We start from the raw sequence: 14288 nt of genomic DNA, 5'->3' as shown, positions 1-14288 counted from the left end.
GTGAGAGCAGCCGAGCAGACCGCGACCCTCCGGGGGATATCTGTCGGTTCCGCTTCGGCTGCTCTCGCTGTCGCCGCGCATGGAATCGGCGGAGGCGAGCTGCCACAGTCGTCGTCGCTGACCCTGCTGCTCGCCGTCTGCGCAACCGTCGGCGCCGTGACGGCCACCCTTCCCGCCCTCTCCCGGGGGCCCGCTGCCCTGATCGTGGCTCTTGGCCTGGGTCAGCTTGCCGCCCACACCACCATGACGCTCTCCGAGCACGCTCATTCGCCCGCTCCGGGATTGGTGATGCTCGGTGCTCACGCCGGTGCCACCGTCGCCTGTGCGGTCGCGGTCCTGGCCGCCGAGCGCCTCTACCGCGTTGTCACCCACGCTCTCCACGTCGTCCTGGCGTCCTTGGCTCCCGCCGCCGTCACTTCCCGCGGCCACACCGTCTCGACCGGAATCCATCACGGACCCGTCGACGCCCTTCTTCGCGCCAGCATCTCGCGGCGCGGTCCTCCCGCCCTGGTCTGAAGATTCGTAGAACTCCCCACCCCTTCACCAGACCAAGAGGACACTTCCCGACATGAAGAACACCCTGATTTCGCGTGCGGTTGTCACGACCGTCGCTACCGGCAGCGCTGTGCTGCTGGCCGCCGGAATTGCTTCAGCACACGTCAGCGTCGTCGCACCAGGAGCTACGCAGGGCGGATACTCCGTTCTCACGTTCCGCGTGCCCACCGAATCCGACACCGCTTCGACCACCAAGCTGACGGTGGCCCTCCCCGACCTCAAGTCGGCACGCACCGAACCGATGCCCGGTTGGACCGCCGTCGTCGAGAAGGACCCCACCTCGCTGGTCGCGAAGTCCGTGACGTGGACGGCCGACCCCGGCGTCGGAATCGCCCCCGGCCAGTTCCAGCAGTTCGTTCTTTCCGCCGGCCCGCTGCCGGAGCAGGAAGAGGTCGAGTTCAAGGCCGTGCAGACGTACAGCGACGGCAACGTCGTCAACTGGGATCAGGAAGAACTTGCCGACGGCAGCGAGCCGGACAAGCCCGCGCCGACGCTGACTCTCGCCGCATCCACCGGCGATGCTCACGGAGCGCCTGCTGCCGATAACACTGCCGAGACGTCCGCTGCTTCCGAATCTTCTTCGTCAGACAACACCGCGCGCTGGCTCGGCGGCGTCGGCCTGGTGCTCGGCGCCTTGGGCGCTGCACTCGGCCTCGGCGCACTGGTCAGGAGCAAGCGCTGATGAGTACCCGGATCAAGGTCATCGCCGTCGGCATGCTCGCGATGCTGGCCACGATGCTCGGAATGGGCACGGCCAGTGCGCACTCCGCGGTTGTCGGCTCCAACCCGGAAAACGGCGCTTCCATTCAGGTTGCGCCTGACAAGGTTTCGGTCACGTTCAACGAGGCTCTGCAGGCGCAGTTCGCGGCACTGACGGTCACCGGCCCGGACGGCAACCTCTGGACCAAGAGCGATCCGTCCGTCGAAGGACCCACTGTCAGTGCAGACCTCGGCGATCTCGGGCCGACCGGCGTCTACACCATCGCGTACCGAGTCACTTCCGCCGACGGTCACCCCGTCAACGGAACTCTGACCTTCACCCTCACCGAGGCGGGGTCGGGCACTCCCGGCGCTGCCGCTGCGTCGAGTACGGGTGAGTCGGAGTCCGGCAGCATGCCGGTGTGGATCTTCATCGTCGCCGGCGTCGTCGTGTTCGGCGGTGCGCTGTTCTTCGTGCTCCGTAAGCCGAAGTCGAGCTGATCGCGTGACGGGTACGGCAAACCGGTGGTGGTTGCTGTTTGCCGTACCCACAGCGCTGCTGGGAGTCCTGATCGCCTGGGGCCTCGCGAGTCCGTCGGGACCCGAATCGTCGAGCACTGTCCGCGTTCTCGCGATCGGATGCGGCTCGTTGACGCTCGGCATCGCGACGCTTGCCTGGATGGGCCGCAGTGAACGCCGTCCGGCAACAACCCCCGCGATCATGTGGACTCAGCTCACCGCGGCGGCAGCGGTTTGGCTCGTCGCCGAGATCACGCTCCTCGTGCTCAATGCCGCAGCGGCAGACGGCGCCCCGGTCACCTCACTGACCATCGGGCACTTCGGCGCATTCGTCTCCGAGGTCAACGTCGGCCGCGTCGGTGTCGCGATCATCGCGTGCGCGTTTGCCGTGGTCTGTTACGGCATCTACGGGTTCACCAATCCCGAGACGGTGCCGGTCGCACCGGCATTGGTCGTCTCCGCGTTGGCGCTCGCTGCCCGCCCGATCACCGGGCACATGGCGCAGCAGAGCTTCGGATCGATCCTCGACGCCGTTCACGTCCTCGCTGCGGCCTTGTGGTTCGGCGTGCTGGCCGCACTCGCGCTTGCCGTACCGTCGCGTGGTGCCTGGGCGATCTGGTTGCCCAGGTACTCCGCCCTCGCCTGGCGATGTGTCCTCGCGTTGGTCGTCACCGGTATCGTCAACGCCGTCGTGCGACTCGACTCGCTCTCCGCCTCCTACGACACCGCTTACGGCCGGGTGATCCTCGCCAAGATCGTGGCGATCGCAATGCTCGTCGCACTGGGATGGTGGTGGCGCCGGACATGGGTGGTCGCAAGTGCTGCACACCGCATGAGTTCGGACGGATCCCTGCGCCGCGCCATCGGTGAAGTTGTCTTCATGGCCATCGCATTCGGGCTCGCCGCGGCCCTTGCGACAACTGCGTAAGACGTGCCTCAGCACAAGATTTCGTGACCCGCACATTTAACGTTTCACGTCGAGATTTAACCTCTACGTGAGTTTATTTTCCCAGCTTGCGGCGGTTTCCGGCCACCCTTAGCGTTGCTCGCATGACGGAGGCCCAACGCTCGTTTCTCGTCTGCGCTTCGCAGCGCAGTGGCAGTACTTTGCTGGTCGAATCCCTGCGAGCAACAGGGGTCGCGGGTGAGCCGGAAGAGTTCTTCCAGTACCTCCCCGAGACCTCGCGTTCGCCGCAACCGAGGCAGTGGTTCGAAGACGTCACGGACGAGTCCGTCTTGGGTCTGCTCGCCCCGTTCCACCCGGGTACGCCGGACACCCGCACCTCCGAGCAGTGGCGCACACAACTTCTCGAACTCGGCCGAACACCCAACGGAGTCTGGGGCGGCAAGCTGATGTGGAATCAGACACCGCTCCTGCTCGATCGCGCAGCCGGATTGCCGTGGCGCAGTGGGACAGATCTACGTTCCGCACTCCACGACACTCTCGATCACGACCTGCAGTTCATCCACGTCTATCGAGAAGATGTTGTCGCTCAGGCTGTATCGATGTGGCGAGCCGTGCAGACGCAGGTCTGGCGCGACGACGCGACCCCACCGAATCTCTCGGACGGTGCGCAGTACAACGCGCTCGGAATCGCACACCTGGTGACGATTCTCGGTGAGCAGGAACGACAGTGGAAGCGCTGGTTCGAGGAAGAGGACATCTCCCCCATCGAGATCGGGTTCCGCGATCTCACCGAAGACCCGCAGTCCGTGGTCGCAAAAACCCTCATTTCCCTCGGTCTCGACGGACAACTGGCCCCACCACCGCCGCTGCGTCGTCAGAGCGACGGACGCTCCCGCGAATGGGTGCAGCGTTATCGCATCGACGCCGAACAGAACGGATACCCCGTCACATGAGCACCGTCACCGATGTTGTCGACGAACTCCGAGTTCTCGAATCCGAAGCGGTTCACATCATTCGAGAGGTGGTGGCAGAACTCGAAAGACCGGTACTGCTCTTCTCGGCCGGCAAGGACTCGATAGTCCTGCTTCGACTCGCCGAGAAGGCGTTTCGACCCTCCCCACTCCCTTTCCCGGTCCTACACGTCGACACCGGTCACAATTTCGAGGAAGTCATCGAATTTCGCGACCGCCGAATCAAGGAGGGCGGGCACACACTTCTGGTTGCTTCCGTTCAGGATTCGATCGACCAGGGTCGAGTGCAGGAGTCGACCGAGACCAGCGGATCGCGAAACCGCCTGCAGACCAGAACTCTGCTCGACGCTCTCGAAGGCGGGCGATTCGACGCCGCATTCGGCGGCGCCCGCCGGGACGAGGAACGTGCGCGAGCCAAGGAGCGAGTCCTGAGCTTCCGTGACGAGTTCGGCCAGTGGGACCCTCGGGCGCAACGGGCCGAACCGTGGTCGCTCTACAACGGTCGGATCAGACGCGGAGAGTCCGTTCGTGTCTTCCCGCTGAGCAACTGGACAGAACTCGACATCTGGCGCTACATAGCCCAGGAGGAACTGGAACTGCCGCCCATCTATTTCGCGCACGAACGGCGGGTATTCGAGCGCGACGGAATGCTCGTCGCTGCTTCGGAATTCAGCACCGACGCCGAGAACGCCGCGGCAACGACCGAGTGGGTGCGATATCGAACCGTCGGCGATCTGACCATCACCGGCGCCGTTCGATCGCACGCCACCACCATCGACGACGTCGTCACCGAGATCTCGGCCGCGACGGTTTCCGAACGAGGCGAGACTCGCGCAGACGACCGAACCTCGGTCGCCGCGATGGAAGACCGAAAGCGTGAGGGCTACTTCTGATGACCACCACCATCACTCGCCAACTCCTGCGGCTGGCCACGGCGGGTAGCGTCGACGACGGCAAGAGCACGCTGATCGGCCGACTGTTGCACGACACCGACAGTCTGCCTACCGATCACCTCGATTCCGTGACCGACGAGCACGGTGTCGCCGACCTGGCTGCACTCTCCGACGGATTGCGCGCCGAGCGCGAACAGGGCATCACGATCGACGTCGCGTACCGATTCTTCTCCACTCCGACCAGAAGTTACGTACTTGCCGACACCCCGGGACACGAGCGCTACACGCGCAACATGTTCACCGGCGCGTCCAACGCTCACGTAGCGGTCCTGCTGGTCGACGCGAGAACCGGCGTGCTGCGTCAGACGCGTCGGCATGCCAGAATCGCAGCGCTACTGGGTGTTCCGAACCTTGTGGCCGTGGTGAACAAGATCGATCTGGTGGGCTTCGACGAAGCGAGATTCGCGCAGGTACAGGAAGAATTGCGGGTATTGGCACGCCAGCTCGGGCGAGGCGACGTACTTGCCATCCCCGTCTCCGCGAAAGCCGGCGACAATGTCGTGACCCGCTCGGAGAACACCGAGTGGTACAACGGGCCGACACTTCTCGAATATCTCGAAGGCGTCGAACTCCATGCGCCCGCGACCCACATCGAGGAACTTCGGCTTCCCGTGCAGTGGGTTTCGCGCCCCGATCCGCAGAATCGGCGCCGGTACACCGGCCGAATTTCGGCGGGCACACTGAGCGTCGGGGACGAGGTAGTGGTGCTGCCGTCCGGATCGAAGAGCACCGTGATCAGCCTGGACACCCTCGACGACAACCGCAGTACTGCTGTTGCACCACTGTCGGTTTCGGTGGAACTGGCCGACGACATCGACGTCGGACGTGGCGACGTTCTGGTCAGCGGCGGTGCGCAGGCCCATTTGCCGGTTCTGGCCCGAGAACTCGAAGCCACGATCTGCTGGTTGTCGAACACTCCATTGCGAGCCGGCGATCGGATAGCGCTCAAACATACGTCCCGGACCGTGCGCGCGACGGTTCAAGAACTGCACACCCGACTCGACCCCGAGACGCTCGACGAGCAGGACAGCCCAGTCGAACTGGGGCTCAACGACATCGGAACGGTCACGCTCCGAACCAGTTCCGTGGTGGTCGCCGACACCTACGACCACAATCGGGACTCCGGCGCTTTCATTCTGATCGACGAGCAGAGCAACGACACCGTCGGCGCCGGCACCATTCTCGAGCCACGCGTTGTCGTTCCCGGTGAGCAGACCCGCAACGACATCAAGTGGCATCCGTCTTCACTCGAACGTCAGCGGCGGTGGGCGTCGACGACCCAGAAGGGCGCGACGATCTGGTTGACCGGCCTGCCTGCCTCCGGAAAATCCACCGTCGCTGTGGCTGTCGAACGTGCGCTGGTCGACGCGGGACGCACCGCGTATCTCCTGGACGGTGACAACGTCCGCCACGGTATCTCCGACGATCTCGGGTTCTCGCCGGGAGACCGGGCCGAGAACATCCGGCGCGTCGGGCATCTCACTCGGCTGTTCGCCGATGCCGGCGTCGTGGCCATCGCGTCGATGGTCTCACCGCTGCGTTCGGATCGAGCAATTGCGCGTGCTCTCAACGAAGCTGCCGGGCTCACCTTCCTCGAAGTTGCCGTCACCACTCCCGTCGAAGAATGCGAACGCCGAGATCCCAAGGGCCTGTACGCGCGTGCGCGGGCCGGTGAACTGAAGGGGCTCACCGGAATCGACGCACCGTACGAGACTCCGGAGGACCCGGACCTGGCTTTCGACACGACAGGCGCTGACATCAACGAACTGGTCGGGCGGGTCATCGCATTGTTGGAGGAGCGCGAAACCGCCAGGCCCTAGGGGTTTTCGGTGTCCGACTCGAGGTAACCGCGGTCCGCGCTGTAGGCGGACCGCACGTTGGGTCGGACACCGATCTTCTCGAGGTACGCCGCCATGCGATGCACCGCCATCGCGCTTCCCAATGCCTCGTCCGGGAGACGATCATCCGTTTCGGCGCGCCACGTGTGAAGCTGCGAGGACAATTCCGCCTGTATTGCCGAGACTTCCGGTCGATCGATCAGATTGATCTTCTCGTCGGGGTCGGCACGAAGGTCGTACAGCTCCCGGGGTGCGCGTACCGCCAGATGCTCGGTGCCGAGCGCCTTTCCGGAAAGACTGTCCTCGATGTCGAGCGGTAGATCCAGAGCGGGGCGGACGGCGTAGTTCTCGATGTAGCTGTAGTCCTTGGTGCGCACCGCGCGAATGGGATCGAAACTGTCGTGAAAGGTCTTCTCCGTGAACAAGGAGGTTCGGACAGGTTCGGACGGCTCGGTTCCACGATCGACGAGGGCATCGGCGTGCGAGCGCCCTTCCACCTCGGTGGGGACATCGATACCGAGGAGATCGAGAATGGTCGGAACGAGATCCACACCGCTGAACAGTGTCTCGTATTCCTTTCCGCCACTGCGATACCGAGCCGGAGGCCGAGCGATCAACGCAATCCCGGTGCCCGGCGCGTAGAGCGTCGACTTGGCACGTGGGAACGCGGCGCCGTGATCGGTGAGGAAGAAGACCCACGTGTTCTCGTCGAGCCCCTCTTCCTCGAGCGTCCCGAGCAGATCACCCACCGCGGCGTCCGCTACCTCTACGCTGCCGTGGAATTCGGCCAGGTCCTCGCGTACCTGCGGCACGTCGGGAAGATATCCGGGAACCTCCAGCGCTGCGGTGTCCGCCGGGGTATAGCGATCGGCCGGGTACGGCCGATGCGTTTCGAAGAACCCCGTGGTGAGAAGGAAAGGCTCGGGCGGGAAGCGTCGTAGCCAGTTCTGGGCACGCGGAACCACGTAGTCGCAGAACGAGTTCGTGACGTCGTACTCGTGATAGCCGAGTCGCTTCGGGTACGCAGTCTCGTGCTGCATGCCGAAGAGCGAGGTGTACCAACCGTTGTCGGAGAGGATCTGCGGAAGCGTCTGCACCTCAGCGTGGTACTCCCAGCCGTGGTGCGCCAACCCGATCAGACCGTTGTTGTGCGGATACCTGCCCGAGAAGAGAGAACCGCGCGAAGGTGAGCACAGCGGCGCCGTCGCGTGTGCGTCGGTGAACCGGATGCCCTCTGCCGCCAGCCGGTCCAGGTTGGGGCTGTTGACCCCGGCGACACCGTAACTCGCGAGGTGTCGGCCCAGGTCGTGCCAATGAATGATCAGGACGTTATTTCGCGCAGCCGACACGTGGGCAAGGCTAGTTGCCCTGCCCACGTGCGGCAACAGCTCGAATCAGCAGGATCTCAACTGTTTCTGCCGAGCTGCCTGATCCAGGCGCGGGTGTCGGCCGGGTCGATGACGTCGTCCAGTTCGAACGTGGTCGCCGCCATCAGCGCCTTGCCCTGTGCGTAGGCCAGTTCCACGAACTGACCGAACAGAGTTTCCCGAGCCACCGGATCTTCGACGGATTCGAGTTCCTTGCGGAAACCGAGACGCACAGCACCTTCCAGACCCATCGGCCCGATCTCGCCCGTCGGCCACGCGACCGTGAACTCGGGGGCGTGGAAGGAACCACCGGCCATTGCCATGGCGCCCAACCCGTAACCCTTGCGCAGGATGATCGTTCCGAACGGCACGGTGAGGCGAGCACCGGCAACGAAGAACCTGCCGAACCTTCGAACCGTCGCCTCCTCCTCCGAATCCGGGCCCACCATGAATCCCGGTGTGTCGCACAGCGTCACCAGAGGGATGCGGTGCGCTTCGAGCAGTTCCAGGAAATCCGAAGCCTTGTCCGAGGCTTCCGCGTCGATCGCGCCGCCGAGATGCTCGCTGCTGTTCGCCAGCACACCGTACGGAACTCCTTCGACACGAACGAGTGCGGTGACTACACCGCGTCCGTAGTCTCGACGCAGTTCCAGGACGCTGTCGACGTCCGCGATTGCGTCGATCGCTCCACGAACGTCGTACGAGCGCAGGCGATTCTCCGGCACCACATGCCGCGAGAGCCGCGGATCCGGAGCCGTCCACTCTCCGCTCGCACCCTGGAAGTAGCCGAGGTACTGCTTGGCCAGCGCCACCGCATGAGCGTCGTCGTCAGCCACCAGGTGTACGACGCCGTTACGGCGCTGCACGTCGATGGGGCCGATGTCCTCGGGGCGGAAGTTTCCGAGCCCGCCGCCCTCGACCATGGCAGGGCCTCCCATGCCGATGTTGGCGTCGGGCGTCGCGATCAGTACGTCGCAGGCACCGGCCAGGGCCGCGTTGCCCGCGAAGCAGCGGCCGGACACGACAGCGACCATGGGTACGCGGCCGCTCAACGCCGCCATGGCACGGAAGGTTCCCAGTTCCAGGCCCGCCCCGGCGCCCGCGTCGGTGTCACCGGGGCGACCACCGCCGCCTTCCGCGAACAGCACTACCGGAACTCGCTTGCGATCGGCGATCTCGAGCAGGCGGTCGGTCTTGGCGTGATTGCGCATGCCCTGGGTACCGGCGAGCACCGAGTAGTCGTACGAGATCACGACGCTCTCGCCGCCGCTGATGGTCGCTACTCCGCCGATCAGTCCGTCGGCGGGTGTGTTGGCGATCAGGTCTTCCTCGCTTCGCCGACTGCGCTGCGCAGCCAGTGCGAGAGCGCCGTACTCGACCAGGCTGTCGTCGTCGACCAGGTCGTAGACGTTCTCGCGAGCAGTCCGCCGCCCCAGCTTGTGGCGCTTCGCCACTGCCGCGGGCCGCGCCGCGTCCAGGGTCACCTCGTGGCGAGCGATGATCTCCGCCAGATCGGGACGTACGTCGTCGAGGTCCACCTCGTCGACCTCGGCGAGCTTCGATCCCGCGCTTGCGCTACGGACGACGAGCAACGGTTCGCCCGCACTCACCGATCTCCCCGGTGACGACAGGATCCGGACCACTTCGAGGTCACCGGGCGCCGAGAGAACATGCTGCATTTTCATCGCTTCGAGGACGGCGACCTGGCCACCCGCATGGACGCCGTCACCGACTGCGGCAAGTTCGACGACGATTCCCGCCATCTGTGCACGGACCACGTCCTCGTCCGGCGCGATGTCCACACTCGCGGAGGGTGTTTGTGGGCCCGCTTCGGGAACGAGGTCCGCCAATCGAGAACCCAACCAGTCGACGTCGACCAGGCCGTCGCGGAAGTCCTTGTCCGACAGTATTGCCTGCAGGAATTCGAGGTTGGTCGCCACGCCGTCGATGGTGAACTCACTCAGAGCAGCAATCGACTTGCGCACAGCGGCAGGAAAATCCGATCGACGCGTGTGGGTGACGACCTTCGCCAGCAGCGAATCGTAACGCGCACTCGGCGAGAGTCCGACCGTACCGAAGGTGTCCACTCGCACGCCGGGTCCGCCCGGAGGAGTGAAGTTGTCGAGCGTGCCGGAGGACGGCAGCGCATTGCCGTCCGGCGTCATGGTTTCCATGTTGACGCGGGCCTGGATCGCAATCCCCGAAGCGTTTGCCACGGATCCGACTGTCTCCGATACCTTCTCGACAGCAGTGATTCCGGCTGGCAGGTCCAGGTCCTCGAACGGAACCCCGTCCGCGATCGCGAGTTGCACGGCGACGAGGTCGATTCCGGTGACCTCTTCGGTCACCGTGTGCTCCACCTGAATTCGTGGATTGACTTCGAGGAAGACGAATCCGCGTTCCTCGACCAGGAACTCGACCGTCGCGATGCCTCGGTAGCCGACCTCGGCGCACAGTCTTGCGGCCGCAGCGTGAAGACGCTCGCGCAGCGCCCCCGACAGCCCCTGCGCGGGCGCAACCTCGATCAACTTCTGATGCCGACGTTGGACGCTGCAATCACGGTCACCCAGAGCGAGCGCGTGGGTTCCGCCTTGCCCCGGCGCCGCCACGATCTGCACTTCGATGTGCCGAGCGTGCTCACTGAGTACCTCGGCGAACAGTGCCGAACTGCCGAATCCCGACTGGGCTTCGGCCGCACACACACGGTACGCGTCGTCGAGCGCTTTCAGGTCGCGCACCGCGCGCATGCCGCGGCCACCGCCGCCGCTGAGCGCCTTGATCATGATGCCGCGGGAGTTGCGCTCGAAGAATTCACGCACCTCGTCGAGGTCGGCGTTCGCCGATGTCGACGGCAGGACCGGTACGCCGGAGTCGACCGCCGCAGTGCGGGCGCTGGCCTTGTCGCCGAAAGTCCGGAGAACCTGGGCGTCCGGGCCGACGAAGACGATGCCCGCCTCGGTACACGCCTGCGCGAATTCGGCATTCTCACTGAGGAATCCGTAGCCCGGGTGCACGTGCGTGGCGCCCGTTTCGGCCGCGATCTTCAGCAGTGCGCTCTGATCCAGGTACGCGGATGCGCCCGAGGCTCCGAGCGGCACCGACTCCGTGGCCGCCGCGACGTGCGGACTGGACGCGTCGTCCTCGGCGTAAACCGACACCGTTTCGATCCCGAGTTCACGGGCAGTTCGAATGATCCGCAGCGCAATTTCGCCGCGGTTCGCAATCAGCAGTCTCACTTGTCCCCCTGAGTGCGCTCGAACAGATCGCCCTTGCGCACCTTTCCTGTTGCAGTCATCGGAAGCGCCTCGAGCACTTCCACTTCGGGCACCTTGTACGTAGCCATGTTCTCCTTGGCCCACGAGACGATCTCATCGGCCGCGGTGTCGGAACCCTCGACCAGCTGGACAAACGCAAAAGCCACCTGCCCCTTGTCCTGGTCCGGTTTCGGTACCACCGCAGCCTTTTCGATCGCCGGGTGCAGCATGAGCAGCGCTTCCACCTCGGAGGGGAAAACACTCATGCCGTTGGTCTTGATCATTTCCTTGTTTCGCGCCAGGTAGTGCAAACCACCACGCTCACTGAACTTTCCGACATCGCCGGTCTGCAACCAGCCGTCACGGATGGCGTCGGCGGTGGCAGCCTCGTTGCGGTAGTACGCGGAAAGGATCGACGGACTGCGCACGATGATCTGTCCGTGCTCACCGACGGGAACCGGCCTGCCGTCGTGATCGACGATCAGAACGTCGGTACCGGGCACCGGAATTCCGCAGAACACCGGCTCGCTTTTCAGGTCGTAGTCGCCGTCCTGGAAACCGAGAGTGATCGTGTCCGCGGTGTGGGTTTCGGTCATGCCGTAGCTCGCTTCGCGCAGAACACCGCCGGTAGCCTCGCGCCACCGCTGGCGCGTGGCCGGATCGAGTTTGAGAACAAACGAGACTGCCATGGCGTTCTGGAGTGTCGAGAGATTTCGCTCCGAGAACCCTGATGTGTCCATCAGTTCGACGTAATTGTCGACGGTTCCGACCAGCGAGGTCACACCGTAGGTCTCGACCGCGTCGAGCGTGGTCTCCGCATCCCAACGGTTCAGCAGAACAACGGTTCCGCCGTTGACGAGCGGAACCAGAATGCCGAAGTCCTCACCCGCGATCCAGAAGATCGGCAGAAACACCAGGGATACCGGCGGATTGGCGCCCACCTGGTCACCACCGGCAAGCGTCGCGGTGGCCGCGGTGTAAACCATGTGGCGCTGAGTGTGCTCACAGCCCTTGGGCATTCCCGTCGTTCCGCCCGTGTAGTTCAGGGCGGCGAGGGAATCGAGTTCGGTGGCAACGGGAGTCGCACGCTCACTGGTGATGATCGACTGCCAGTCGCTCAGGCGCGGATCGTCGACCTCGAAGGGCAGTTCGACGGTGGGGATCGCAGTCAGCATGTCCGATACTGCGGTCTTCGCGACGTGTTCGAGTGAAGTCTGTGAGCGAACCTTCTTCACCAGCTTCGAGAAAGTGTTCTGCGTCAGTAGGACCTTGACGCCGGCATCGTTGAGTTCGTGAATCAATTCGTGTTCACGGAAGAGCGGATTGATGGGCACGTGAACCGCACCGACCTTGAGAATGCCGAGCATCGCGATGTGGAACTGCGGGCAATTGACCAGGTGAACGCCGACGCGATCACCTCGTTCAACTCCGAGTGAAAGCAGCCATCCGGCAAAACGATCCGAAAGCTCGTCGTACTCGGCGTACGTGATGACGCGGCCGTAAAAGACGATTGCGGGAGTATCCGGCCGCTCGAGCGCCCAATGCCGCAAGTAGTCGACAAGTCCCCCGCCTTCGAGCGGATACTCGACGGCGCGGGGAATCCCGGCGGGCCAATGCGCCTGCTGCAGCGCAGAGATTTCCGCCAGAGCCGCTTCGAGCACGTCTTGTTCTGCCACCGATCACTCCATTCGTAAAAGAAATCTATTTCGACTCTTCGAACCCGATCAACCGTTCGGACATCGTCGTCATATCTGCAATGAACTGGTTCTGCTCATCGACACTCGCCTTACTCAGTCGTGCTCCACCGGCCATCTGTGCGTCCGAGATCATCTGAACGAGCACCGGGGGCGAAACGCAGGGATCTACATCGTGAACCTGTCGAATACGTTCGACGAAGCGTACGTAGCGGCTCACGAGCTTTTCGCGAACTGCTGACCAACTGCGCTCGACCTCGGAATCCACCCGCGCCCGGTGCTCGATCACCGCGAGCAGGTCCCCGTAGGTGTACACGGCCGTGATGAACGCCGACGTGGTCGTTCTGAGAACTTCGCGTAGATCCTCGGCCGCTGGCCCCTCCATGTGCTGGGCGTCGAGAAACCGTCGGCACATCATTTCGGCGACGGCACGGAAGGCCTCGTCCTTCGACGAGAAGTACGCGTAGAAGGTCGCTCGGGACACATCAGCCCTGGTGGTGATGGTCTCGACGGTCACGGCGTCGTATCCGAGTTCGCCGAAACAGAGAGCAGCGGTATCGAGCAGGCCGGCCCGACGTGGACCGTCCCCGAGCTTGCGGGCTGTCCGCGCTCGCTCCTGCGTTTCGCTGGTGGTCACCGTCACAGTGTGTGTTGACGTTGACGTCAATGTCAAGAATTGCGGCATCCTCGCCGCCGTTCTCGTCGGCTCAGTCGCGAAGATGGGCGAGAAGAAAATCGTCTCCCGGATCACCCGTGGGGCCGGCGACATGGTCGGCCCGGCGATCGTCGTCGTGGTGATCGGTGCGGCAGCGGTATTCGAGTAGTTCAGGCGTGGTGGGCCTCGCGTGCCGCCGTCTCCAGACGGTCGTTGTACTCGGCCCACCACGCCTCATCACCGGGAGCCAGATTGTTGTCGCCCGCCTTCATCCCAGCAGCTCCGTCGATCAGCTCCCGCACGATGTCCGCGTGGCCGGCGTGCCGATGGATCTCGGTGACAACGTGAACGAGTATCCGGTGCAATGTGACGTCGCGACGATCCTCCGGCCAGTGCTTCACGAAGCCGGGGGCGTCCAGATCGTGCTGCTCGATCGTGGCGTCAGCGAAAGCCCAGGTGCGGCGATAGGTTTCGACGATGTCGGCACTGGACTCATCGGCGCGGGCCCACATGTCGACGTTGAGTTCCTCCGAACGCAACCACGCCGGTAGATCGGGAACCCGACGGCCGAACGTCGGACCGAAATACCCGAGCTCGACGCCGATCATGTGTTTGACCAGTCCCAACAAGTTGGTCCCTGTCCGGGTCATCGGACGCCGAATGTCATACTCCGACAGCCCGTCGAGCTTCCAGACGAGCGCGTCACGTGCTGCCTGCAGGTACCGCTGGAGATCTTCCTTTTCCGAGTTGGTGGTCATGAAACCAACCTAAACCGAGTGGAGCAGACATTGACAGCGGTGGAGGATCTGACCGAGGTTGCCTCCCGGGCCGTCGCCGCCGAGCGTGACGCCCGGTCGGTGCGCTGGCACAACCCGG

The 14288-nt window shown here is 64.2% G+C and carries 13 protein-coding genes; 8 read left to right on the top strand and 5 right to left on the bottom strand.

Going from position 1 to position 14288, the window contains the following annotated elements:
- The 7 genes from H7C86_RS23290 to cysC all read left to right on the top strand — a co-directional run bounded on the left by H7C86_RS23290 (position 1) and on the right by cysC (position 6424).
- Positions 1–516 (top strand): hypothetical protein, encoded by a 516-nt coding sequence (locus H7C86_RS23290; protein ID WP_019746333.1) that lies wholly within the window; start codon positions 1–3, stop codon positions 514–516.
- A 52-nt stretch (positions 517–568) separates the two neighbouring features.
- Positions 569–1237 carry a YcnI family protein gene (locus H7C86_RS23285; protein ID WP_020905708.1) on the top strand — a complete coding sequence of 223 codons (669 nt, stop codon included), beginning with the start codon at positions 569–571 and terminating at the stop codon, positions 1235–1237.
- A complete protein-coding gene (locus H7C86_RS23280) occupies positions 1237–1755 on the top strand; it encodes a copper resistance CopC family protein (RefSeq protein WP_020905707.1) in 519 nt (172 codons plus the stop codon). Before H7C86_RS23285 ends, H7C86_RS23280 begins: the two co-directional genes overlap by 1 nt.
- A gap of 4 nt (positions 1756–1759) precedes the next feature.
- Positions 1760–2701 carry a copper resistance D family protein gene (locus H7C86_RS23275; protein ID WP_182262317.1) on the top strand — a complete coding sequence of 314 codons (942 nt, stop codon included), beginning with the start codon at positions 1760–1762 and terminating at the stop codon, positions 2699–2701.
- Positions 2702–2823: 122 nt separating this feature from the next.
- Positions 2824–3633, top strand: coding sequence for a trehalose 2-sulfotransferase (locus tag H7C86_RS23270; protein ID WP_019746329.1), 810 nt, complete (start codon positions 2824–2826; stop codon positions 3631–3633).
- Positions 3630–4544 (top strand): sulfate adenylyltransferase subunit CysD, encoded by a 915-nt coding sequence (cysD, locus tag H7C86_RS23265; RefSeq protein ID WP_166501604.1) that lies wholly within the window; start codon positions 3630–3632, stop codon positions 4542–4544. Before H7C86_RS23270 ends, cysD begins: the two co-directional genes overlap by 4 nt.
- Positions 4544–6424, top strand: coding sequence for an adenylyl-sulfate kinase (gene cysC / locus H7C86_RS23260; RefSeq protein ID WP_020968064.1), 1881 nt, complete (start codon positions 4544–4546; stop codon positions 6422–6424). The genes cysD and cysC overlap by 1 nt, the downstream gene beginning before the upstream one ends.
- Here cysC and H7C86_RS23255 read toward each other — a convergent pair.
- From H7C86_RS23255 to H7C86_RS23240, 4 genes are read right to left on the bottom strand one after another with little or no spacing between them, the layout of a single operon-like run.
- Complete coding sequence (locus H7C86_RS23255) at positions 6421–7791, bottom strand: sulfatase (RefSeq protein ID WP_182262316.1); 1371 nt, start codon at positions 7789–7791, stop codon at positions 6421–6423. The two genes, cysC and H7C86_RS23255, sit on opposite strands and share 4 nt — an antisense overlap.
- Positions 7792–7847: 56 nt before the next feature.
- Positions 7848–11045: a carboxyl transferase domain-containing protein gene (locus tag H7C86_RS23250; RefSeq protein ID WP_182262315.1), complete on the bottom strand. Its 3198-nt coding sequence runs from the start codon at positions 11043–11045 to the stop codon at positions 7848–7850.
- The gene (locus H7C86_RS23245) at positions 11042–12739 is read right to left on the bottom strand and encodes an AMP-binding protein (RefSeq protein WP_182262314.1); all 1698 of its coding nucleotides are present in this window, start codon (positions 12737–12739) and stop codon (positions 11042–11044) included. Before H7C86_RS23245 ends, H7C86_RS23250 begins: the two co-directional genes overlap by 4 nt.
- Positions 12740–12764: 25 nt before the next feature.
- A complete protein-coding gene (locus H7C86_RS23240) occupies positions 12765–13400 on the bottom strand; it encodes a TetR/AcrR family transcriptional regulator (RefSeq protein WP_182262313.1) in 636 nt (211 codons plus the stop codon).
- Position 13401: 1 nt separating this feature from the next.
- Here H7C86_RS23240 and H7C86_RS23235 point away from each other — a divergent pair, with 1 nt between their 5' ends.
- On the top strand, positions 13402–13581 hold the full coding sequence (locus H7C86_RS23235; protein WP_060938715.1) for a hypothetical protein: 180 nt from the start codon (positions 13402–13404) through the stop codon (positions 13579–13581).
- Between the two features lies 1 nt (position 13582).
- Here the strand turns inward: H7C86_RS23235 and H7C86_RS23230 are convergent, their stop codons facing one another.
- A complete protein-coding gene (locus H7C86_RS23230; protein ID WP_019746321.1) occupies positions 13583–14170 on the bottom strand; it encodes a DinB family protein in 588 nt (195 codons plus the stop codon).
- Positions 14171–14288: the final 118 nt, after the last annotated feature.

This window comes from Rhodococcus sp. UFZ-B548, from assembly GCF_903819475.1.
Lineage (GTDB): Bacteria > Actinomycetota > Actinomycetes > Mycobacteriales > Mycobacteriaceae > Rhodococcus_F > Rhodococcus_F erythropolis.
Note: the sequence above shows the minus strand (reverse complement) of the source record. Positions and strands in the feature narration are given on the sequence as shown.